Here is a 21,338-nt window from a genome sequence, read left to right as displayed (position 1 = left end):
CACGTCAGCCGTGCCCGGCGTCCTTGCAACCTCCCCTTCGTGGAGTGGTGTTGACCGGATCTCCTTCTCCCATCCCCCAGCCGTACGAGGCTCCGCACGACTGGGTGGACCGCTACCTGCTGGCCGGCCCCGCCGACCAGGAGTGCCTGCGCTTCGGCGCCCCGGTGGACCGGGCCGCGCTGCGCGCGCTGGTCGCCGAGCAGGCCGCCCGGCTGTCCGCCGCCGGCCTGCGCCGGGGCGGCACGGCCGCGCTGCGACTGGCGCCCTCGCTGGGCTACACCGCCGCGCTGCTGGCCTGCTGGCAGCTGGGTGCGCAGGCCGTCCTGCTGGACCACCGGCTCACCGACCACGAGGTCGCGCTGGCCGTCGAACGGCTGGCGCCCCAGGTGCTGGTCGAGTCGGCGCACGGCCCGGCGGCGGCGATGCGCGGCTTCGCCGAGACCGACCCGGTGCCGGTGGCGCTGCCCGGCGGCCGCCCGGCGGCGACCGGGCACGCCCTGGTGCAGCTCAGCTCGGGCTCGACCGGCCCGGCCAAGGTGATCGCCCGCACCGCCGCCGACCTGCTGCGCGAACTCGACTGCTACGCACGGCTGGAGGCGTTCCCGAAGGCCGGCGAGCGGGTCGTCCTGCTCTCCTCGGTGGTGCACGTCCTCGGCCTGGTCGGCGGACTGCTCAACAGCCTGTACGCCCGGGTGCCGCTGACCGTCCCGGCCCGGATGACCACGGCCGGAATCCTGGCCGCCGTCGCCGCGGACGACCGGCCGACCACCGTGATCGGCGTCCCGTTCCACGCCGAGCTGCTGGCCGGCGCGGCCGACCCGCCGCCGCTGCCGCAGCTGCGCCGGATGATCGTGGCCGGCGAACTGGTCCGCCCGGGCCTGCCCGCCGCCTTCACCGGTCGGTACGGCGTGCCGCTGGGCACCATGTACGGGATGACCGAGCTCGGCGTCATCGCCACCGACCTCGACGGCGACCTGCACCCCGAGGCCGCCCCCGTCCACGGCATGGACCTGCGCGAGGACGGCGGCGAACTGCACATCGCGATGGCCGCCTCCCCGTACCCCGGCCTCACCGACCCGACCCGCTGGTCGGACGGCCGACTGCACACCCGCGACGCGGGCCGGGTCGACCCGGCGACCGGCCGGATCACCGTGCTCGGCCGGCGCGACTCGCAGGTCTCGATCGGCGGCCTGAAGGTCGACCTGAACGAGGTCGAGCACACCCTGGCCGCCCTGCCGGAGGTCCGCGAGGCCGTGGTGGTCTTCGCGGACGGCGCGATCGAGGGCTACCTGACCGTCGAGGAGAGCGGTCCCGGCGGGGACGCCGAGGCCGCCGTCCGGGCCGCGCTGGTCCGCGAGCTGGCCGCCTTCAAGCGGCCCCGGCAGCTCTCCTTCCTCCCGGCGCTGCCGCGCACCGCCACCGGCAAGCTCGTCCGCGACACCGCCGCGCTGCGCGCCGCCAGCGCGGCGGCCGGCCCGGCCGCCGCGTCCTGAACGACCGCACCGCAAGCACCCCGACCGCACCCGCACCCGCACCGACCACCCCGACCCAGCACGAGGAGCACACCATGCAGCAGCGCATCCAGGAGTTCGTCATCGCGGCGCTCGCCGAGATGAACTACGACACCGACGAGGTCACCGGCGACACCGACCTCGGCCCGGCCGGCCTCGACCTGGAGTCGCTGGCGCTCGCCGAGCTCTCGGTCCAGGTCGAGGACGAGTACGGGATCAAGTTCGAGGTGGAGGAGATGGAGAGCACCGCGCTGATGACGCTCGACCAGTTCACCGCCGACGTGGCCCGCCGGGTCGCCGCCAACTCCGCCGCCGCCACCGCCGGGACCGCCGCGTGAGCAGCACCGTGCTGCCGGGCCGGGCCGAGGTCGTCGCGATGCTCGCGGCGTTCGGGCAGCGCGCCCCGGAGAGCGTGCCCGACAGCCTCGGCTCGCTCGAACTCACCTGGCTGACCGCCGAGTTCGAGCAGCGCTACGGCATCGAGCTGGACCTCTCGGACGAGCAGTTCGCCGCCGTCCGGACGGTGGACGACGCCGTCGCGGTGCTGGGCGCGGCCGTACTGGCCGCCCTGCCCGAGCGCGGGACCGCGCCCGAGCCCGGCGGGGTCGCCCGGTCATGAACAGCAGCGCACCGCCGGCCGGGGGGCCGGTGTTCACCGGCCTCGGGGTGCTCAGCGCCTTCGGCGCCGGGCTCGCCCCGCTGGCCGAGGCGACCGCGGCGGGGACCGGCACCGGCTTCGCCGAGGTGACCCGGTTCGACACCGCCCGGCGCGGCACCCGGCGGGCGGCCCTGCTGGCCGGTCCGCCGCCGCCGCTCGCCGACGCGGTGCTCGGCGCCGTCGCCGACGCCTGCACGCAGGCAGAACTCACCGACGGCGCACCGCTGTTGCTCGCCCTGCACAGCGACCAGCACACCCGCGGGACCGCCGCGAAGGTGGCGGCCGGCGCCGCCGCGCTCGGCCTGGCCGGGGTGGCCCGGGTCTACACCGGCGCCTGCGTGGCCGCCGCCACCGCGGTGGCCGACGCGGCCGCCCTGGTCGGCTCCGGCCGCCACCCCCGGGTGGTGGTCGCGGCCGGGCACCTGGTGGAGCCGGGCGTCTTCGCGGCCTTCGACGCGGGCCGGGCGCTGGCCCGCGACGGCGTGCTGCGGCCGTTCAGCGCCGGGCGCGGCGGCACCCTGCTCGGGGACGCCGCGGCGGCCGTGGTGGTCGAGGCGGCGGACGCCGCCGCCGGGCGCGGCGCCCGTCCGCTGGCCCGGCTGGCCGGCTGGGGCCGCTCCGGCGACGCGTACCACGTGTGCCGGCCGCGGCCGGACGGTTCGGGCGTGGCCCGGGCGGTCCGGTCGGCGCTGGCCCGGGCCGGGGTCGCCCCGGCCGAGGTGGGGTACGTCAACGCCAACGGCACCGGTTCGCCGATGTCCGACCTGGCGGAGGCGCGGGCGCTGCGCGAGGTGTTCGGCGACGCGCTGGCCGAACTGCCGGTCAGCTCCAGCAAGTCCGTCCACGGGCACGCCCTGGAGGCTTCCGCGCTGCTCGAACTCGCCGTCACCATCGGCGCGTTGGGCAGCGGACGGCTGCCGGTCAACGCCGGCTGGCTGGGCCCGGACCCGGAGGTCGAGCTGAACCTCGTGCTGCCCGGGCCGCGCCCGGGCGCCCGTCCCCGCTACGCGCTGAGCCTCAACTCGGCGTTCGGCGGCGCCAACACCGCACTGCTGGTGGGTGCCGCGTGAACCCGCTGCGCACCCTCGCCACCGCGCGCTGGAACCCCGGCGACCCGCCGCCCCCGCCGCTGCCCGGCTTCACCGCCTCGACCTTCAACCCGCTGGTCGCGGCCGTGGCCGACCGCTGCCTGACCGCGCACCACGGCGCCCCCGGCGCACCCGGCGAACCCGGGACGCCCGGGGAACCGCGCCGGACCGGCCTGCTGCTGGCCAGCGCCTCCGGCGACCGGGCCACCGCGCTGGCCATCGACGCCGGTGCGGAGCGGCACCGGATGCCGCCGCTGCTGTTCTTCCAGTCCAACCCGAACGCCGTCCTCGGCCACGTCGCCGCCCGCTGGGGCCTGACCGGCCCGGTGGTCGCGATCAGCCCCCTCGCGGCCGCCGTGCCCGGTGAAGTCCCGCCGGACGCGCTGGAGTTGGCGGCCATGCTGCTCGCGGACGGCGACGCCGACCAGATCCTGGTGATCGCCGCCGAACAGGCCGAACCCGCCACCGAACAGGCCGGACAGGACGGGCAGGCCACCGGGGAGGCCCCGGGCGCCGACCACGCCACCGCCGTCCTGGTCACCACCGCCTGAGCCCGCCGCGCACCGCCCTTCCGCCCACCCCCGCCCCCGTCCACCCCCGTCCGTACGCGTCCCCGGACGCCGCACCGCACCCGCATGGTCAGCACCATGGGAGGGATCCATCACCGTGAGCATCCGCAGCATCCGCAGCCTGCTGGCGAACGACCCGGCCGTCGGCGCCGGGAACGCGCTGACCAGCAGGATCGCCCTGGGCCTCGGCCTCGACGACCCGCGGCTGACCTTCGACACCCCGGTGGACGGGCACCCCGCCGGCCAGGCGCTGACCCTGCGCGAGGCCGACCGGGCCGTCCGGGCCCGGGCCGCCGCGCTGCACGCGCTAGGGATCGGCGGGCGGGACGTGGTGGTGGTGTACGCGACGGCGGCCGCCGACCAGGTGCTGTCGTTCCTGGCGCTGGCCCGGCTCGGCGCGATCCCGGCGCTGCTCAACCCGGGGGTGGAGGGCGAGCGGGCGGCCCGCTACATCGCCCGGCTCGGCGCGGCCGGGATCCTCACCGACCCCGCGCACCGGGCCGAGCTGGCCGGGCACGACCCGGCGGCGCCGGTGCTGGCCGACGCCGCCGACCTGGGCGCGGCCGACCCGGACGCGGCGCCCGAGCCGTACCGGCACCACGCGGACGACCCGGTGGCGATCACCCACTCGTCCGGGACCACCGGGATGCCGAAGGCCGTGGTGCACTCGCACGCCAGCCTGTACGCGTCGATCCGGCACCGCGCCGCGCTGCCCCGTCCGCAGGGCATCGACCGGGTGCTGAGCGTGCTGCCGGCCGCGCACGCGGCGACGCTGATCGCGCTGAACCTGGCGCTCAGCTTCGACTCCCAGCTGCACCTGATCTCGCAGCAGACCGGCCCGGCCGTGCCGGACACCATCGAGCGCTGGCGGCCGCAGAGCGTCTTCGGCTTCGCCACCACCTGGGCCGACCTGGCCCGGCAGGACCTCGCCGCCCGCGACCTGTCCTCGGTCGGCCTGTGGTGGAACACCGGCGACTGCGCGCACGAGGCGCACATCCGCCGGCTGATCGCCCAGGGCTCGCGCGAGACCGTCACCCGGGAGGGCCGCGGCCGGCTGGCCGGCTCGGTGTTCGTCGACGGCCTGGGCTCCTCCGAGATGGGCCACTCGCACTTCCACATCACCCACGCGCCCGGCACCGAGAAGTACGGCCGCTGCGTGGGCCGCCCGCACACCTTCGTCGACTGCGAGGTGGTCGGCCCGGACGGCGCGCCGCTCGGCCCCGGCGAGGTCGGCGAACTCGCCACCGCCTCCCCGACGTTGGCGCTCGGCTACTGGAACGACTCGGTCACCACCTACCGGACCAGGCTGCGCGGCCGGTTCCTCACCGGCGACCTGATGTACCGGGACGAGGAGGGCTACTACTACCACGTGGACCGGCTGGTCGACGCGGTCGACCTCGGCGGCGGGCGGCGGCTGTACACCGCGATGTCCGAGGAGCGGGTGCTGGCCGACGTCCCCGGCGTGCAGGACTGCACGGTCGTCGCGGTGAAGGACGGCGACCGGGTGGTCACCGACGTGCTGCTGCTGCTCGCGGCCGACGCCGAGCGGGGCGCCGACCGGGACGCCGTCCGGAGCGCCGAGGTGCTGGCCGCGCTCGACCCGGACACCGCGGCGACCGTCCGCTCGGTCCTGGTGGTCGACGAGGCGGACATCCCGCTCGGCCCGACCGGCAAGGTCCGCAAGGTCCTGCTGCGCGAACGCCACCTGGACGCCATGGCCAGCGCGGCGGCCGCGGCCCCGGCGACCGCCCGATGACCCGGGTCGGACGGCCCGGCTCCGTCGTCACCGGCATCGGCCTGGTCACCTCGCTCGGCCGCAAGCCCGGCGAGGTGTTCGAGGCGCTGGCCTCCGGGCTCAGCGGCATCACCGCCGTCCCGGCCGACCACGTCGCGCACGGCTGGCTGCCCGCCGCCGGGATCGCCCCGCACGTCGACGGCCGCGAGGTGCTGCCGCCGACCGAGACCCGCTGCGTGGACCGCTTCGCGCTGCTGGCGATGGCCGCCGCGGACGACGCGCTGGCCGACGCCGGACTGCTCGTCGGCCGGGACGTCGACGCCCGCCGCACCGCCGTGGTGATCGGCACCGGCGGCGGCGGCCTGGAGACCTACGAGCAGCAGGCGACCCGCCGCCAGGAGCGCGGCCGTCCCGGCGTCAGCCCGTACATGCTGCCCGGGATGCTCTCCAACATGGCGACCGCCCGGATCGCCATCAAGCACGGCATCCGCGGCTTCAGCACCGCGATCGTGACCGCCTGCGCGGCCGGCGCGCAGGCCGTGGCCGAGGGGCTGCGGCTGATCCGGGCCGGTGACGCGGACGTGGTGGTGTGCGGCGGGACGGACGCCTCGCTGCACCCGACGATCGTCTCCGCCTTCACCAACGCCCGTGCGCTGGCCCAGGGTTGGGACGACCCGGCGCAGGCGTCCCGGCCGTTCGACACCCGCCGCAACGGCTTCGTGCTGGGCGACGGCAGCGCCGTGCTGATCCTGGAGAGCCCCGAGCACGCCGCCGCCCGCGGCGCCGCCGGGTACGCCGAGCTGATCGGCTGGGGCTCCAGCACCGACGCCCACCACCCGACCATGCCCCGCCCCGACGGCACCGGCGCCGCCGACGCGATGCGCACCGCCCTGGCCAACGCCGGGCTGGAGCCGTCCGCCATCGGCTACGTCAACGCGCACGGCACCGGCACCAAGCTCGGCGACGCCGCCGAGTCGGCCGCGCTGAACGCCGTGTTCGGCGCCCACCGGCCCGCCGTCAGCTCCACCAAGGGCGCCACCGGCCACCTGCTGGGCGCGGCCGGGGCGGTGGAGGCCGCCGTCACCGCGCTGGCCGTGGCCCGCGGCCTGCTCCCGCCGACCCTCAACCTGGACGAACCCGACCCGGCCTGCGACTTGGACCACGTCCGCGGCGCCGCCCGGCCGGTCCGGGTGCGGGCCGCGCTGAGCAACGCGTTCGCGTTCGGCGGCCACAACACCAGCCTGGTCTTCGGGCCGACACCCACCAGCACCGCCAAGTAGGCCGTCCGGCCCCGCGCCCACGGCCGTCCGGCCCCGCTCTTGAGGCGGCCGGGCCGCCGTCGACGAGGCCGTCGCGGCCCGCCGCCCCCGCTCGCCACTCCACTTGCCAGGGAGCCCCGCCTTGTCCATCCAGACGATCACCCACGTCGAGTACCACTGCGCGGACGCCGCGCTGACCGCCGCCGAACTGCAGGACCGCTTCGGCTTCCGGCGCGACGCCGACCAGCCCGAGTGGAAGCCCGGCGTGCGGGCCGTCCACCTGCTCCAGGGCAGCATCCGGCTGCGGCTGCTCTCCAGCGAGCTCACCGACCACCCGGTCGCCGACTACGTGGAGCGGCACGGCGAGGGCGTCGCCGTGCTGGCGCTCGGCTGCGCCGACCCGGCGGCGGCGCTGGAGCGGGCCGAGCGGCACGGCGCCGAGGTGCTGGACCGGGCGGGCGCGCTGATCGCCGGGTTCGGCGACACCGCGCTGCGCTTCGTCCCGCTGCCGGAGGCCCCGGAGCCGGTCGGCGGCGAACTGCTGGACGCCCTCGACCACGTCGCGATCTGCGTGCCCGCCGGGCGGCTCGCCGAGTCCGTGCGGTTCTGCGAGGCCGCGCTCGGCATGCGGCTGATCTTCGGCGAGTACATCGAGGTCGGCGAGCAGGCGATGGACTCCAGCGTGGTGCAGAGCCCGTCCGGGGACGTCACCTTCACCCTGATCGAGCCGGACACCAGCCGCCGGGCCGGCCAGATCGACACCTTCCTCGCCGACCACGACGGCGCGGGCGTCCAGCACCTGGCGCTGCGCACCGACGACATCGCCACCGCCGTCCGCACCGCCCGCGCCAACGGCGTCGAGTTCCTCTCCACCCCCGGGACCTACTACGACGGCCTGGCCGAGCGGCTCGGCGGCACCGCGATCCCGGTCGAGACGCTGCGCGAGCTGGACGTGCTGGTCGACCAGGACCACGGCGGCCAGCTGTTCCAGATCTTCGCCCGCTCCACCCACCCCCGGCGGACCTTCTTCCTGGAGGTCATCGAGCGCCAGGGCGCGGGCACCTTCGGCACCGCCAACATCAAGGCGCTGTACGAGGCGGTCGAGCGCCAGCGCGCCGCCGCCGCGCTCTGACCCGGCACCGCCTCTCCCGCCAGGCCCCGACCCGACCGCCCTCCGAGGAGGACCGCCCCATGACCGTCGCCCCCGAGTTCGTGCTGACCCCGGCCGAGACCGCCCTGCTGCCCACCCCCGAGGAGGTGGCCGGCTACCGCGAGCACGGCTGGTACCTCTCCGGCAAGCTGTTCACCGACCAGGAGCTCGACACCCTCCAGGCCGCCACCGACGACTACTACGAGGGCCGGCGCGACCGCGACCTCGCCGTCCGGCCGCCGCGGCTGGCCGCCTGGGAGCCCGCGCACGGCCCGGTCCAGCGGCACAACGACTACGTGCACTACGAGAGCGACCCGATCGGCGCGATCCTGCGTAAGCCGCTGATCGGCGCGGTCGCCGCGGTGCTCGCCGGGGCCGAGGAGATCCGGATCTTCCAGTCGACCCTGATCTTCAAGCCGCCGGTGCCGGAGGAGCCCTCCAACCAGGTGCCGTGGCACTTCGACAAGCACTACTGGCACACCTCCACCTCGGAGGAGATGCTGACCGCGTTCATCCCGTTCCACGACTGCGGGGTGGAGAACGGCACCATCACCATGGTCGACGGCAGCAACCGCTGGGAGGAACTGCCCTCGCAGGAGGACGCCACCCGGCACTTCGCCCAGCGCGACCGCTCCGAGCTGGAGTCGATCCTCGCCGCCAACGCGCACCACAACGGCGCAGAGGTCCGCAAGGTGCCGGTGGTGATCCCGCGCGGGCACGTCAGCTTCCACCACTGCCGGACCTACCACGGCAGCGGCGCCAACCTGGCCGACTTCCCGCGCCGGGCGATCTCGCTGCACCTCCAGGACGGCGCCAACGAGTACCGGTACGCCACCCGCCCGGACGGCAGCGCCGCCTCGTACAACCACGACGTGCTGGTCCGCCGGACCGCCGACGGCCGCCCCGACTACGCCGACCCGGAGATCTGCCCGGTCATCTGGCGGGGAGCCCGGTGACGGGCCTGCCCGGCCCCGACACCGGCCCCGACGGCACCGGCCTCCGCTCCGACGCGCCCGACCTCGACGCGCCCGACGCGCCCGACCTCGACGCGCCCGACCTCGGCACGCTCGCCGGGCGCTACCGGATGCTGCGGCTGATCCGCGGCTTCGAGGAGCTGGCGCTCGGCCTGGTGAAGGCCGGCGAGATCACCGGCGGCATCCACCCGTACATCGGGCAGGAGGCGGTGGCGGTCGGCGTCTGCGCCGCGCTGCGCCCGCAGGACCGGATCACCTCCACCCACCGCGGCCACGGCCACGTGCTCGCCAAGGGTGCCGCCCCGGACCGGCTGCTGGCCGAACTGCTGGGCCGCACCGGCGGGTTGAACCGGGGACGGGGCGGCTCGATGCACGCCGCCGACTTCTCGCTCGGCATCCTGGGCGCCAACGGCATGGTCGGCGCGGGCGGCGCGATCGCGGTCGGCGCCGCCTGGTCGGCCCGGCAGTCCGGGCAGGACCGGGTCGCGGTCGCGTTCTTCGGCGACGGCGCGCTCAACCAGGGCGTGCTGCTGGAGTCCTTCAACCTGGCCGCGATGTGGAACCTGCCGGTGCTGTTCGTCTGCGAGAACAACGGCTACGCCACCACCCTGCCGGCCGCCACCGCGGTGGCCGGCAGCGGCACCGGCCGGGCCGCCGCGTTCGGGATCCCCGCCGCCGAGGTGGACGGGATGGACACCGAGGCGGTCCGCGCGGCGGCCGCCGAAGCCGTCGGGCGGGCCGCGGCCGGCGGCGGCCCCGGCTTCCTGGAGTGCCACACCTACCGCTTCGAGGGCCACCACACCATGGAACGGCTGATGAAACTGCGCTACCGCACCCCGGAGGAGGTCGCCGACTGGCGCGCCCTCGACCCGCTGCCGCGCGCCGCCGCGCTGCTGCCGCCCGGCCGGGCCGCACGGCTGGACGCCTCGGTCGCCGAACAGCTGGACGCCGCCCGGCAGTTCGCACTCGGCTCCGAACTCCCCTCCCCCGAAGGCGCGTCGGAGCACCTCTACGCGGACGGGCTCCGTCCGAGGGCGGGGTCGCGCGGATGAGGCTCTCCTACACCAAGGCGCTCAACCGGGCGCTCACCGACGCCCTCGACGCGGACCCGGCGGTCTGCGTGTTCGGCGAGGACATCGGCGCCGGGATGGCCGGCCCGACCCTCAACCTGCTGGACCGCTTCGGCCCCGGGCGGATCGTCGACACCCCGCTCTCCGAGCAGGCGTTCACCTCGATGGCGATCGGCGCCGCGCTGACCGGGCGGCGGCCGGTGATCGAGTTCCAGATCCCCTCGCTGCTGTTCCTGGTCTTCGAGCAACTCGTCAACCAGGCGCACAAGTTCTCGCTGATGACCGGCGGGCAGGCGAGCGTCCCGCTGACCTGCCTGGTGCCGGGCTCCGGCTCCCGGGACGGCTGGGCCGGGCAGCACTCCGACCACCCGTACAGCCTGTTCGCGCACGCCGGGATGAAGACCGTCGTCCCGGCCACGCCCACCGACGCCTACGGGCTGCTCCGCTCGGCGATCGCCGACCCGGACCCGGTGGTGGTCTTCGCCCCGGCCGGCGCGCTGCCGGTGCGCGAGACGGTGACCTGGGAGCTGGCGCCGATCCCGCTCGGCTCGGGCCGGATCCACCGCGAGGGCGGCGACGTCACCGTGGTCGCCGTCGGCCACCTGGTGCACGACGCGCTGGCCGTCGCGGAGGAACTCGCCCCGCAGGTCTCCGTCGAGGTGTTCGACCCGCGCACGCTGTACCCGTTCGACTGGGCCGGGCTGGCCGCCTCGCTGGAGCGCACCGGCCGGCTGGTGGTGATCGACGACTCCAACCGCAGCTGCGGCATCGGCGGCGAGATCATCGCCACCGCCGCCGAGGAGATGCGGCTGATCGCCCCGCCCCGGCGGATCACCCGCCCGGACGGCACCGTGCTGCCGTTCGCCCCGGCCCTGGACCGCGCCCTGCAACCCGGACGCGACCAACTACGGCAAGCCATCGCATCGGTGATGAAGCATCAGCACGCGTGGGCACCGCACGGCGAGGACCAGGGCCGTTGAACCTGACCGCCGAACTCACCTCGCTCAGCCCGGCGTTGCGCTCCGCACTGGAGTCGTCCGGCGACGACCGGATCTTCTACGACCTGGCCGGCATCGCCCGCCGCTACCGCACGCTGCGGGACGAACTCCCGGGCGTCGCCGTCCGGTTCGCCATGAAAGCCTGCCCGGTCGACGAGGTCCTGGCCGAACTCGCCGCGCTCGGCGCCGGGTTCGACGCCGCCAGCCCGAACGAGATCGTCCAGGCGCTGCGCACCGGCACCCCGCCCGAGCGGGTGCACTACGGCAACACCGTCAAGTCGGACCGGGGCATCGCCGAGGCCCACCGCCTGGGTATCCGGGACTTCGCCACCGACAGCCTGGCCGACGTCGCCGCGATCGCCGAACACGCCCCGGGCGCCCGGGTGTTCTGCCGGCTCGCGACCAGCGGCGAGGGCGCGCTCTGGGGTCTGAGCCGCAAGTACGGCTGCTCGGCGGCGGACGCCGTCCGGGTGATGGCCGCCGCCCGGGACGCCGGCCTGGCCCCGGGCGGGCTCTCGGTGCACGTCGGCTCGCAGCAGCTGACCGCCGAAGCCTGGGCGGCCGCCTTCGACCTGCTCGCCGACGCCATGGTCGAGCTCGAACGCGACGGCATCCGGCTCGACCACGTCAACCTCGGCGGCGGCCTGCCCGCCCTCGGCTACGCCGACCGGTACGGCACCGCCCTGGCGCCGCCGCTCGACGACATCTTCCGCACCGTCCGGCAGGGCCTCGACCGGCTGCGCCGGCTGCACGGCGGCGACCTGCGGTTCGTCCTGGAGCCCGGCCGCCACCTGGTCGCCGACCAGGGCGCGATCCGCACCCACGTCTACCGGCTGACCGACCGCCAGCAGCCGGACGGCGAGCGGGAGCACTGGCTCTACCTGGGCTGCGGGAAGTTCAACGGCCTGTACGAGATGGACCAGGTGCAGTACCGGCTGGTCTTCCCGACCCACCCGGACGAGGACCGCGTCCCCGCCGTGATCGCCGGCCCGACCTGCGACAGCGACGACACCTTCCCGCACGGCGGCGCCACCGGCCGGGTGCCGGTGCCCCGGGCGGTGGCCTCCGGCGACCCGGTGTGGATCCTCTCCAGCGGTGCCTACGCGGTCAGTTACCTCACCCAGGGCTTCAACGGCTTCGACCCGCTGCCCTACACGGTGCTGTCGGCCGACGCCTGACCGGCCACCGCCCCCGCTGCCGCTGTCGGCTCCGGCCCGAACGCGTCCGCGAGGCTGGTCAGGACGGAGCCGGACCACCCGCCCGACTCATCCGTCTCATCCTCCCGGAACACGCTCGCCGGGACGGCCAGCAGGCCGTGCTCGGCGAGCAGCGCCTCGGCCGGGAGCGGCACCGGGAAGAAGTAGTTGCCCGCCGAGGTGCGGGCGGCGGCCGGTACCGCCGCCCGCACCTCGGCGGGCAGCCGGGCGAACAGCCGCTCGGCCCGGTCGGCCAGCGCCGCGGCGACCAGCCGCGGCGTGTCGGCGTGCTGGGCCAACAGGCTTTCGGCGAGCCGGAGTTGCTCCTGCCCGGGCGGGTCGGCCCGGAAGGCCCCGGCGGCGGCGGTGTCGTCCGGGCCGAGCAGCACGACGCCGAAGGTGCGCGGGTGCAGCCAGCCCTTGGTGACCGAGTGCAGCAGGACGGCCCGGCCGCTCGCCAGCAGCCGCCGGGTGCCGGGGGCGAACGGGACGGCGAGGTCGTAGACCGCGTCGATCAACAGGCGGCGGTGCGGCGAGCCCGCCAGCCAGCCGAGCAGGTCGTCGCACTCGGCGTCGGTGAGGTGGCGGCCGAGCGGCTTGCTCGGGTTGGCGAGCAGCAGGTACTCGGGTCGGTCCCCGTCCGGCCGGGCCCGCGGCAGCGCGGGGGCGGGCAGCGTCGGGTAGCGGCCGGGGGCGAGTCCGGCGGCGCGGGCCAGGTCGAAGTAGACCGGGTAGACGTCGGCGGGCAGCCAGAGCCGGCCGCCCAGGCCGTGCAGGTGCCGGAACAGCAGGTCGAGCCCGTGCCGGACGCCCCGGCCGACCATCGCCCGGCGCGACCACTCCTCCGGCAGGCCGTAGCGGCGCAGCCAGGTGCGGGCCAGGTCGCAGCGGTAGACCGTCCGGCCGTCCGCCTGCACCTCGGCGTCCGGCGCCGGTGGGCGCAGCGGGGCGAGCGCGCGGTAGACGTTGGTCTCGGCGGCGTCGAGCAGGCCGGGGTCGGCGGCGAGCAGCCGCGCCCGGTACGTCTGGAACTCCTGGTGCCTCATGCCGCCGCGCCTTCCGTGCCGATCTCGCTGGCCCGGTCCTCCAGGGAGGCGTAGCAGCGGCCGTCGGCGAGGACGTTCCAGCTGCGGACGAGTCCGTGGGTGCGTTCCCAGAGCAGGCTGGGCTCGGTGTAGGCGGCGATCCGGATCGGGTGGCCGGCCCAGTCGCCCCGGTAGACGGGGGCGCCCCAGGGGAGGCGGTCGGCCTCGGTGAAGCCGTGCCGGTCGGCGAACCGGGTGACGACGGCGAGCGGGACCTGGTGGTCGCGGCTCCAGCGGTTGGCGGCGTGGTCGTGGTAGAGCGATTCGGTGCTGGTGGAGACGTACAGCTCCTTGAAGCAGACCTCGTCGACGCCGTGCGCGGCGGCCCAGGTCAGGTAGTCGGCGACGCCCGCCTCGTCCTCGACGCCGCCGCGCTGGAGCACGCAGATCAGCCGCAGCCGCAGGCCGGGCCAGCGGTCGCGGCCGGTGCGCCAGGTGTCGGCGACCGCGCCGACGGGGGTGCGCAGCGCCATCAGGCGGGCGCTGGTGTCGTCGTCCTGGTGGTGCCGGGAGACGGCGAGGACGCTGAGACCGGCGTCGGCGAGGGCGGCCAGCCGGTCGGCGCGGTCGGCCGGGTCGAGGGCGGCCAGGGTGTGGGCGTTGCTGATCAGGACGGTCTTGGGGAAGGCGGCGGCGCAGGCGGCGACCAGGCGCAGTTGCTGGTCGAACGGGAGCAGGGTGGGCTCGCCGCCGCCGGTGATCACGGCGCGTTCGGCGCCCGCGGCGCGGCCGCGCTCCAGCCAGCCGGTGACGGTGTCCCACGGGACGCGGGCGGGCGGCTGGTCGCTGGAGATGGAGGCGGCGGAGAAGCAGAACGCGCACTTGGCCTGGCAGGCGGCGGCGACCGGCAGGACGGAGACCGAGCGCGGGCGCAGCGCGGCGTAGGGAACCGGGTGCGGGTGCAGGCTCAGCGAGGCGGCCATCGCGTCCTCGACGGTGGTCGGCCGCAGCGCGTCCGCCCCCGCCGCCGGGTCGAGTTCGTGGACGGCGGTCAGCCGGATCCGGTCCCGGCGCAGCTCCAGGCCGAGGCCGGTGACCGGGTTGGGGGCGAGCGCGCCGGGGTCGACGGCGGTCTCCAGCACCAGCAGGCGGTCACCGGGTATCGCGAGGCGTTCCAGCAGCCGTCCGGCCTTGGCGGTGCCGATGGCGAGTTCGGCGCGGGTCAGCAGGTGGAAGCGGTCCGGGTAGGTGCTCTCCGGGATGCCGGCCTTGCCGTAGGTGTGGGCGTACTTGTCGAAGCCCTTCGCGAAGTTCGACAGCACGATGACGTGGAAGCGCTGCTGGTCCGTGCGGTTCATGGCGGCCATCATGCCCCCGGCCGGCGTCCCGGGGGAACGGGGTTTCCGCCGCCGGGAGGCCGGCTGCCCGGCGGCGGAGGGCCGTCGGGTCAGGACACGTTGACGTTGACGTCGTCGAGGACGAAGGAGGTCTGCTTGGTGTAGTCCTCGGTGCCGGTGAACTTGACGGTGACGCTCTGGCCCGCGTAGCCGGCCAGGCTGAGGGTGCGCTGCTGGTAGCCGGCGGCGGCGTTGGTGTTGCTGTAGGTGGCGAGGGTGGTGCCGTTGGCGGTGACGGTGAGGGTGTCGAAGGCGGTGGTGGTGGAGGCGGCGCTGTCGATGTGCAGCCAGAAGCTCAGCGTGTAGGCGGCGCAGCCGGCCGGGAGGGTGACGGTCTGGGCGAGGGTGTCGGTGGTGGCGGCGCCGTTGCCGTCGAGCCAGGCGTCGTAGCCGCCGGTGTGGGCGGGCTCGGCGGCGGCGGAGTTGATCGTGCTGGTGCCGGTGCTGTTGGTCTCGGTCCAGCCGGCGGTGGAGCCGGTCTCGAAGCCGGGGTTGGTGATCAGCTGGGCGGCGGTGCAGCCGCCGCCGGTGCCGCCGCTGCTCTGGGCGAGCCAGGCGGTGGTGTTCAGGGCGAGGGCGGCGTCGGTGCCGGCCGGGTCGTTCCAGCCGTCGTAGAGGGTGTTGCCGGACTGTCCGGTGCCGTCGTCGATCGGCGAGGAGTCGCCCCAGACGGCGACCCGGCCGGCGCCGAAGGTGGAGGTGGCGAAGGCGGCGCCGGTGGTGCCGCTGTAGCCGGTGCGGTAGAGCAGGCCCTTGACGTTCGGGTTGTCGGCGGGCTTGAGGGTGAAGGTGGTGCCGTTGCGGATGATCGAGCCGGTGACCTTGCCGAAGGAGCCGTTCAGCACCGGGTCGGCGGCGTCGGTGATCGCGCGCGGGTTGTCGGTGGTGATGTTCAGCAGGTCGACGGAGAAGCCGAACGGGTCGGTGCTGTCGACGCTGTTGGTGGTGAGCAGGTCGTTGATGATCGCCGGGGAGTCCCAGCCGTCGTTGTTGCGGTCGCTCTGGGTGTGGTCGGAGACCAGGAACAGGCCGCCGCCGTTCTGGACGAACTTCATCACGGCGGTCTTCTCGGCGTCGCTGAGCCTGATGTTGGGCTCGGGCAGCACGAACTCGTCGAAGTTGGCGAGGTCGAGGGCGGCGCCGGTGCCGTAGCTGATGGTGCTGCCGGCCGGGAGGGTCTTCAGGCTGTAGCCGCCGGTCTTCTGCAGGGCGACGCCCCAGGCGGAGATGGCGCCGGTCCAGGAGGTCTCGGTGGTGGGGTTGGCGTTCTGGACGAGCGGGTCGGGCTGGCTGGTGGAGATGATCCAGTCCGCGTTGCCGGCGGTCTCGCCCTTGCTGTTGTCGAACAGCACCCGCTTGGGGGCGGCGGCGGTGGCTGCGGCTGCGGTGCCGGTGGAGGCGCTGGTGGCGGCGGCCGGCTGGACGGTCGCGGTGAGGGCCGCGAGCAGCAGGCCGGTCGCGGCGAGCGCGGCCGGGCGGAGGGCCCTGGAAGTCCTGGTCATCTGTCGATCTCCTCGTACCGTGATGGGGTGTCACTGAGGGGTGCTACGCGCGTAGTTGCGCGGGACACCGTCCCATGGTGAGGTAAGCGCAGCTTGAACGGAACACGTCGAACCGGCGGAGCGTCCACCACCCGGCGGAAGACGCGCGGGTGCCCGCCGCGGACGCTCAGGCGACGTCCGCGACGGGCACCCGGTGGAGCGGCCCGGTCCACCAACCGGCCGCCCCCGCTCGGGGGGTGGGGCCTACTGCGGGGTGAGGCGGAAGGACTGGGCCGCGCCGCCGGTGCAGGCCCACTGCTGGAGGCGGGCGCCGTCCGCGGTGGAGACGTCGGTGACGTCCAGACACTTGCCGCTGTTGCGGTTGACCAGCGTCCAGGTGCCGTCGGCCTGCCGGACCGGCCTGAACTGCTGGTTGGCGCCGCCGGACCACTGCCAGGTCTGGAGCTTGGCGCCGTCGGCGGTGGCGGCGGCGGTGACGTCCAGCACCTGGGCGCCGGCGGCGGCGTTGCGGTTGGTGACCCGGTAGTAGCCGCTGTCGGTGGGGGTGAACTGCCACTGCTGGTTGGCCCCGGTGCCGCAGGCCCACTGCTGGACGGCGGTGCCGTTGGCGGTGCCCCAGCCGGTGGCGTCCACGCACTTGCCGGAGTTGGCGTTGGCCAGCGCGTACCAGGCCGCGCTGTCGACCGTCCCGCCGCTGCCGCCGCCGGTGGGGGCGCCGGGCCAGGTGAAGGTGGCGACCGCGCCGGCCGGGAGGTCGTAGACCAGGGAGCGGCCGCCGTCGCTGATCGAGAAGTGCTGGGCGGAGCCGGTCGCGTTGAGCACCACCGCGCCGCGCGAGCCGTCCGGGTTCAGGAAGGCGACGTCCTGCAGGCCGCCGCTGCCCTGGCTGGTCGAGCCGATCCGGTGCGCGCCCGGCTTGGCGAACCTGGAGATGTGGCCGAGCACGTAGTACTCGGCGTTCTTGGTGTACGTGCCGTTGGCGATCTCCAGCACGCCGTTGCAGGTGGTCGAGCAGTTGCCGTACTGCGGGCCGCCGTTGGCGTCCAGCGCGATGTTCCACAGCACGGCGGTGCGGCCGCCGCTGCGCAGGTTGCGGATGACCAGGTTCTCGGTCTGCCACTTCAGCGTGCCGGCGAAGGTCTGCGCCGGGGTGGCCGCGTCGGTGCCGGTGCACTCGGTGAAGAACACCGCCTTCCCGGTGTCCGCGACCTGCTGCTCCGCCTCCGGCTGCCCGCCGTAGCAGTGGAACGCCGCGCCCTTGAGCCGGGCCACCGAGGCGTCCTGGGAGAGCACGGCGAGCGGGAACCCGGCGTCGTCCCAGTTGTGGTCGTACGCGTAGAGCTCGGTGGGCAGGCCGGCCGCGGTCAGCCTGCCGTCCAGCACCTTGACGAAGTCGGCCTGCTGGGCGGCCGTCATCCCGGTGGACGGGTAGGTGGTCTGGAACTTCGGCTCGTTGGCCACCGTCAGGTCGCTGATCGGGGCGCCGGCCGCACCGTACGCCTGGACCGCCTTGACCAGGTAGTCGGCGAAGTCGCCGTAGTTCTCCGGCTTCAGGCTGCCGCCGTTCAGCGAGTTCGAGGTCTTCATCCAGGCGGGCGGCGACCACGGGGTGCCCATGATCCGGATGTTCGGGTTGACCGCGCGGGCCTGGGCGATCGCGGGGAGGATCTCCTGCTGGTCGCGGGCGATCGAGAACGCGCCCCTGGTGTCCTCGTACGAGTAGAACGGCAGGTGCGCGACGAAGTCGGAGGCACCGAGCGGCTGGCGCAGGTAGTTCAGGCCGATGCCGCCGCCCGAGGTCGCGAACAGGTCGTTCATCAGCGCCGACCGGGTCGCGGCGGGCAGCCCGGCCACCAGGTGGGCGGAGGACTCGGTGAACGCGGCGCCGAAACCGACCAGCGGCTGCCGGACGTCGCCCGCGCCGACCGCGATGTCCTGCGCCTGCGGGGCGGTGGCGGAGAACGCGGCGGAGGCGGCCGGGGCGAGGCGGCTGGCGCCGTCGGCGGTGGTGATCCAGACCTGGGCGGTGGTGTCGGCCGCCCGGGCGGCCGTTCCGCCGACGGTGGCCAGGCCGGTGGCGGCCAGCACGAGGGCGGCGGCGGCGCCGAGAGCGCGTCGGTACATCGGGATCCTCTCCCCCTGCCTTCATGAAACGAAATGAAACATTTCTGCAATCCGTGCGTGCGTTCAGGAAAGGGCACCGGCTTTCCCCGTGTCAAGATTCCTGCACCCCTTGCGAATTCGGAGTTGTATGATCGCCGCCGTGAAACGAAACGATGAAACACATGGGTAGGCCCAGGTCGACCAGGGTCACCGTCCGGGACATCGCGGCCGCCGCCGGGGTCTCCCCCGCCACCGTCTCCCGCGTCCTGACCGGCCAGGCCGTCGTCGCCGAGGAGACCCGGGCCGCCGTCCGCGCCGCGATGGAACGCCTCGGCTCCCCCGAACCCGCCGCCGCCCGGCGGACCACCGCCCGGCCCGGCGCGGTCTTCGTCCGCTGCCCCTACCTGCTCACCGACTACTTCGGCACCATCGTCACCGCCGTCGCCGAAGCCCTCGAGCGGCACGGCCGGGAACTCATCCTCAGCGCGGGCTCCTCCGCCCAGCACAACGGGGCGCTCGCCGCGCTGCCCCGCCGCCGCGACCTCGCCGGCGCGCTGCTCGTCCTCCCCGTCGAGGAGGGCGCCGACCTGGAGCGGCTCCGCCGCCAGGACCTCCCGTTCGTCGTCATCGACCCGCGCACCCCCGTCCCCCGGGACATCGCCGCCGTCTCTGCCTCCCACTTCACCGGCGCCCGCAACCTCACCGCCCACCTGGTCGCCCTCGGCCACCGCCGGATCGGCTTCATCAACGGCCCCGCCGACTGGCTCGCCTCCACCTCCCGCTTCGCCGGCCACACCGCCGCCCTCGCCGAAGCCGGCGTCCTCGTCCCCCCGGAACTCGTCACCAGCATCGAACCCACCAGCGACTGGGGCCACACCGCCGCCGCCCGCCTCCTCGACCTCCCCGACCGCCCCACCGCCCTGGTCGCCTTCAACGACAAGGCCGCCATCGGCGCCCTCCGCGCCGCCCACCAGCGCGGCCTCCGCGTCCCCACCGACCTCTCCATCGCCGGCTTCGACGACGACTACCTCAGCCGCACCTCCATCCCCACCCTCACCACCGTCCGCCAACCCCTCGAAGAACTCGGCGGCCTCGCCGTCAGCCTCCTCCTCCGCCTCGTCGAAGGCACCGCCGTCGAAGCCCTGCACGTCGAACTCGCCACCGAACTCATCGTCCGCGACTCCACCGCCCCGGCCCCGGGCCACTGACCGCGCGCACCGCCCGCGCCGCGGAACGGATCAGCCGTGCCCCGCTCCCCCGCCGGACCCGGCGGGGCCGTCCGGGAGAGGAGCCCGCTACTCGTCGAACCAGCGGAACCAGATCGGCCTGCCCGCGTCGGCGCGGCGCTGCTCGGGCGTCGTCATCGACTCCTCGTGGGCGAGCCAGTCGAGGTACCACTCCGCGAAGGTCGCGGGCCGGCGGTCGTCGTTCAACAGCGGGTTCAGGCGGTCGCACGTCGCACGTCCGTCGAACCACATGGTGCCGCGCATGGGCCCGCTGACCACCAGGAGCGTGGAGAAGCCGCAGCCGTGCTCGAGGAGGAAGACGGCTCCGGTGTCCCGGGCGTCATCGGCCGCGTCCACGGCCTCCAGCCAGGCGTCGTGATCGGCTTGGTACGCGGCGTCGGAGGCGTAGTCCGCCCGTTCCGGCCTGCTGTCCCAGACCTCTTCGCTCGCCCGGTGGCCCCCGCCTCCCGCCGTGCGTGGAGGGCAACGGTCCGGTCCCGCACCTCGTTCCAGTCCACTGTTCGCATGCCCGGCAAGATAGCCGGTCGACCGACCACGCACCGGCGGCGGGCCCGGGCGGCAGGTTGCCGAGGGGCCGTCAGGAAGCCGCCGTGTTTGGGGATCCGCGCACGGGTCATCCGAGCCACCGAGCGAATCGAAGCGGGGCGGTCCCGGGCGGGCGGCCCCCGTGGCGTCGGGAGGCAGCGGATGTCCAGTGGTCTGGTCGTGGCGGTCGTCGTGATCGCCGTGGTGGTGGCGGCGGCGCTCGGTGCGTTCGCCGTCCGCCAGCGGCAGCGGCACCCCAGCCTGAGTCGGCGGTTCGGGTCCGAGTACGGGCGCACCGTCGCCCGGCACGGCGGGGACACCGCGGCGGCGGAGCGCGAGCTCGCCCAGCGGGTGGCGCGGCACCGGGAGTTGACGCTCAGCCCGTTGAGCGATGCCGAGCGGGCCCGGGCCGAGGAGCAGTGGGCGGGGGTGAAGGCGCGTTTCGTGGACGACCCCCGGCAGGCGCTGGCCGACGCGGAGGCGCTGCTGAGCCGGGTGGCCCGGGACCGCGGCTACCCCGACTCGGACGTGGACGCGCAGATCGACACCGTCTCGGTCGACCACGGCGAACACGTCGAGTCCTTCCGGGAGTTGAGCGCGCTCTCGCGGAAGGACGACGCGGACACCGAGGTGCGGCGCGCGGCCCTGGCCCGGGCCCGGGAGCTGTTCACCGCGCTGGTCGGCACCGGGACCGTACCGGAGCCCGCCCCCGCCCCCGCCCGCGGCCGCGGCCCGGCCGAGGCGCCGGCCGGGCGGTTGTCGAAGCGGCGCGAGCACCAGCAGCACGCCTGAGCAGCGGGCCCGGACACCCCACCGTTCCCCGAGGAGGAGGACAGCATGACCACAGACGACACCACCACCACCGGCCGGTTCGCCATCCAGGAGCCCGCCGGCCAGGCACCCGCCGGCCAGGCACCCACCGGCCAGGCGCCCGCCGGCCCCCGGGCCGACGCTCCGGCCGGCCTGGCGAAGGCCCCGAAGGCCGCCGAGTCCGCCCGCCCGCGCTCGGCGGCCGGGAACCCGCCGGGGCTGAGCGGTCCCGGGCCGCTGCTGCCGCCGGAGTCGGCCGCGCGGCTGACCGACCGGCTGGAGCGGGCGGTGGGCGGTTTCGTGGACGATCCGGTCCGGGCGGTCCGGGCGGCGGACGAGGCGCTGGACGAGACGGTGCGCCTGCTGGCCGACGGCCTGCGCGAGCGCCACGCCGCGCTGCGCGGGGCGTGGCAGTCCGAGGACGCGGACCAGGACCGCACCGAGGCGCTGCGGCTCTCGCTCCGCTCCTACCGCGACCTGCTGCGGCAGCTGCTCGCGGCGTGACCCGCACGGAGGAGGGC

General features: G+C 75.2%; 20 protein-coding genes. 15 read left to right on the top strand and 5 right to left on the bottom strand.

Translation table 11 applies throughout. The annotated features are described in order from the left end of the window. Positions 1-47: 47 nt before the first annotated feature. The 12 genes from KSE_RS33325 (at position 48) to KSE_RS33270 (ending at position 12,190) form a co-directional block, all read left to right on the top strand. Entirely contained in the window at positions 48-1,493 is a 1,446-nt protein-coding gene (locus KSE_RS33325) for a class I adenylate-forming enzyme family protein (RefSeq protein WP_407927476.1), read from the top strand. A 74-nt stretch (positions 1,494-1,567) separates the two neighbouring features. Next, positions 1,568-1,849 (top strand): acyl carrier protein, encoded by a 282-nt coding sequence (locus KSE_RS33320; protein ID WP_014139794.1) that lies wholly within the window; start codon positions 1,568-1,570, stop codon positions 1,847-1,849. Continuing rightward, on the top strand, positions 1,846-2,130 hold the full coding sequence (locus tag KSE_RS33315) for an acyl carrier protein (protein ID WP_014139793.1): 285 nt from the start codon (positions 1,846-1,848) through the stop codon (positions 2,128-2,130). The genes KSE_RS33320 and KSE_RS33315 overlap by 4 nt, the downstream gene beginning before the upstream one ends. Continuing rightward, positions 2,127-3,239: a beta-ketoacyl synthase N-terminal-like domain-containing protein gene (locus KSE_RS33310; RefSeq protein ID WP_014139792.1), complete on the top strand. Its 1,113-nt coding sequence runs from the start codon at positions 2,127-2,129 to the stop codon at positions 3,237-3,239. The genes KSE_RS33315 and KSE_RS33310 overlap by 4 nt, the downstream gene beginning before the upstream one ends. Next, positions 3,236-3,808: a hypothetical protein gene (locus KSE_RS33305; protein WP_014139791.1), complete on the top strand. Its 573-nt coding sequence runs from the start codon at positions 3,236-3,238 to the stop codon at positions 3,806-3,808. The genes KSE_RS33310 and KSE_RS33305 overlap by 4 nt, the downstream gene beginning before the upstream one ends. 115 nt (positions 3,809-3,923) lie before the next feature. Continuing rightward, positions 3,924-5,582: a class I adenylate-forming enzyme family protein gene (locus tag KSE_RS33300; protein ID WP_014139790.1), complete on the top strand. Its 1,659-nt coding sequence runs from the start codon at positions 3,924-3,926 to the stop codon at positions 5,580-5,582. Then, the gene (locus tag KSE_RS33295) at positions 5,579-6,841 is read left to right on the top strand and encodes a beta-ketoacyl-[acyl-carrier-protein] synthase family protein (protein WP_014139789.1); all 1,263 of its coding nucleotides are present in this window, start codon (positions 5,579-5,581) and stop codon (positions 6,839-6,841) included. The genes KSE_RS33300 and KSE_RS33295 overlap by 4 nt, the downstream gene beginning before the upstream one ends. A 121-nt stretch (positions 6,842-6,962) precedes the next feature. Further along, complete coding sequence (gene hppD / locus KSE_RS33290; RefSeq protein ID WP_014139788.1) at positions 6,963-7,952, top strand: 4-hydroxyphenylpyruvate dioxygenase; 990 nt, start codon at positions 6,963-6,965, stop codon at positions 7,950-7,952. A 59-nt stretch (positions 7,953-8,011) separates the two neighbouring features. Beyond that, a complete protein-coding gene (locus KSE_RS33285) occupies positions 8,012-8,926 on the top strand; it encodes a phytanoyl-CoA dioxygenase family protein (RefSeq protein ID WP_014139787.1) in 915 nt (304 codons plus the stop codon). Beyond that, positions 8,923-9,996 carry a thiamine pyrophosphate-dependent dehydrogenase E1 component subunit alpha gene (locus tag KSE_RS33280; protein ID WP_014139786.1) on the top strand — a complete coding sequence of 358 codons (1,074 nt, stop codon included), beginning with the start codon at positions 8,923-8,925 and terminating at the stop codon, positions 9,994-9,996. The genes KSE_RS33285 and KSE_RS33280 overlap by 4 nt, the downstream gene beginning before the upstream one ends. Continuing rightward, entirely contained in the window at positions 9,993-10,994 is a 1,002-nt protein-coding gene (locus KSE_RS33275) for an alpha-ketoacid dehydrogenase subunit beta (RefSeq protein ID WP_014139785.1), read from the top strand. The genes KSE_RS33280 and KSE_RS33275 overlap by 4 nt, the downstream gene beginning before the upstream one ends. Next, on the top strand, positions 10,991-12,190 hold the full coding sequence (locus tag KSE_RS33270) for a type III PLP-dependent enzyme (protein ID WP_014139784.1): 1,200 nt from the start codon (positions 10,991-10,993) through the stop codon (positions 12,188-12,190). The genes KSE_RS33275 and KSE_RS33270 overlap by 4 nt, the downstream gene beginning before the upstream one ends. Here the strand turns inward: KSE_RS33270 and KSE_RS33265 are convergent. From KSE_RS33265 to KSE_RS33250, 4 genes are all read right to left on the bottom strand, one after another. Continuing rightward, complete coding sequence (locus KSE_RS33265) at positions 12,163-13,254, bottom strand: aminotransferase class I/II-fold pyridoxal phosphate-dependent enzyme (RefSeq protein WP_014139783.1); 1,092 nt, start codon at positions 13,252-13,254, stop codon at positions 12,163-12,165. The two genes, KSE_RS33270 and KSE_RS33265, sit on opposite strands and share 28 nt — an antisense overlap. Then, a complete protein-coding gene (locus tag KSE_RS33260; RefSeq protein ID WP_033259154.1) occupies positions 13,251-14,591 on the bottom strand; it encodes a radical SAM protein in 1,341 nt (446 codons plus the stop codon). Before KSE_RS33260 ends, KSE_RS33265 begins: the two co-directional genes overlap by 4 nt. A gap of 89 nt (positions 14,592-14,680) precedes the next feature. After that, entirely contained in the window at positions 14,681-16,132 is a 1,452-nt protein-coding gene (locus KSE_RS33255; protein ID WP_014139781.1) for a hydrolase, read from the bottom strand. 243 nt (positions 16,133-16,375) lie between these two features. After that, positions 16,376-18,256, bottom strand: a complete 1,881-nt coding sequence (locus KSE_RS33250) for an RICIN domain-containing protein (RefSeq protein WP_014139780.1) — start codon at positions 18,254-18,256, stop codon at positions 16,376-16,378. 161 nt (positions 18,257-18,417) lie between these two features. On the opposite strand from KSE_RS33250, the gene KSE_RS33245 reads away from it, so the two are divergent. After that, the gene (locus KSE_RS33245; protein ID WP_014139779.1) at positions 18,418-19,443 is read left to right on the top strand and encodes a LacI family DNA-binding transcriptional regulator; all 1,026 of its coding nucleotides are present in this window, start codon (positions 18,418-18,420) and stop codon (positions 19,441-19,443) included. Between the two features lie 87 nt (positions 19,444-19,530). Here the strand turns inward: KSE_RS33245 and KSE_RS33240 are convergent, their stop codons facing one another. Then, positions 19,531-19,818, bottom strand: a complete 288-nt coding sequence (locus KSE_RS33240) for a hypothetical protein (RefSeq protein WP_051055491.1) — start codon at positions 19,816-19,818, stop codon at positions 19,531-19,533. A 351-nt stretch (positions 19,819-20,169) separates the two neighbouring features. Here KSE_RS33240 and KSE_RS33235 point away from each other — a divergent pair, with 351 nt between their 5' ends. Both KSE_RS33235 and KSE_RS39030 read left to right on the top strand, forming a co-directional pair. After that, complete coding sequence (locus KSE_RS33235; RefSeq protein ID WP_014139777.1) at positions 20,170-20,799, top strand: hypothetical protein; 630 nt, start codon at positions 20,170-20,172, stop codon at positions 20,797-20,799. Between the two features lie 45 nt (positions 20,800-20,844). Then, on the top strand, positions 20,845-21,321 hold the full coding sequence (locus KSE_RS39030) for a hypothetical protein (RefSeq protein WP_014139776.1): 477 nt from the start codon (positions 20,845-20,847) through the stop codon (positions 21,319-21,321). Positions 21,322-21,338 lie beyond the last annotated feature (17 nt).

This window comes from Kitasatospora setae KM-6054 (assembly GCF_000269985.1).
GTDB classification, from domain to species: Bacteria; Actinomycetota; Actinomycetes; order Streptomycetales; family Streptomycetaceae; genus Kitasatospora; species Kitasatospora setae.
Note: the sequence above shows the minus strand (reverse complement) of the source record. Positions and strands in the feature narration are given on the sequence as shown.

Excerpts from the sequence above, each read along its gene's own strand:
- KSE_RS33235 (WP_014139777.1), top strand. The coding sequence starts at position 20,170 with ATGTCCAGTGGTCTGGTCGTGGCGGTCGTCGTGATCGCCGTGGTGGTG.
- KSE_RS33275 (WP_014139785.1), top strand. The coding sequence starts at position 9,993 with ATGAGGCTCTCCTACACCAAGGCGCTCAACCGGGCGCTCACCGACGCC.
- KSE_RS33260 (WP_033259154.1), bottom strand. The coding sequence starts at position 14,591 with ATGAACCGCACGGACCAGCAGCGCTTCCACGTCATCGTGCTGTCGAAC.
- KSE_RS33310 (WP_014139792.1), top strand. The coding sequence starts at position 2,127 with ATGAACAGCAGCGCACCGCCGGCCGGGGGGCCGGTGTTCACCGGCCTC.
- KSE_RS33265 (WP_014139783.1), bottom strand. The coding sequence starts at position 13,254 with ATGAGGCACCAGGAGTTCCAGACGTACCGGGCGCGGCTGCTCGCCGCC.
- KSE_RS33285 (WP_014139787.1), top strand. The coding sequence starts at position 8,012 with ATGACCGTCGCCCCCGAGTTCGTGCTGACCCCGGCCGAGACCGCCCTG.
- KSE_RS33320 (WP_014139794.1), top strand. The coding sequence starts at position 1,568 with ATGCAGCAGCGCATCCAGGAGTTCGTCATCGCGGCGCTCGCCGAGATG.
- KSE_RS39030 (WP_014139776.1), top strand. The coding sequence starts at position 20,845 with ATGACCACAGACGACACCACCACCACCGGCCGGTTCGCCATCCAGGAG.
- KSE_RS33250 (WP_014139780.1), bottom strand. The coding sequence starts at position 18,256 with ATGTACCGACGCGCTCTCGGCGCCGCCGCCGCCCTCGTGCTGGCCGCC.
- KSE_RS33255 (WP_014139781.1), bottom strand. The coding sequence starts at position 16,132 with ATGACCAGGACTTCCAGGGCCCTCCGCCCGGCCGCGCTCGCCGCGACC.
- KSE_RS33245 (WP_014139779.1), top strand. The coding sequence starts at position 18,418 with ATGGGTAGGCCCAGGTCGACCAGGGTCACCGTCCGGGACATCGCGGCC.
- KSE_RS33295 (WP_014139789.1), top strand. The coding sequence starts at position 5,579 with ATGACCCGGGTCGGACGGCCCGGCTCCGTCGTCACCGGCATCGGCCTG.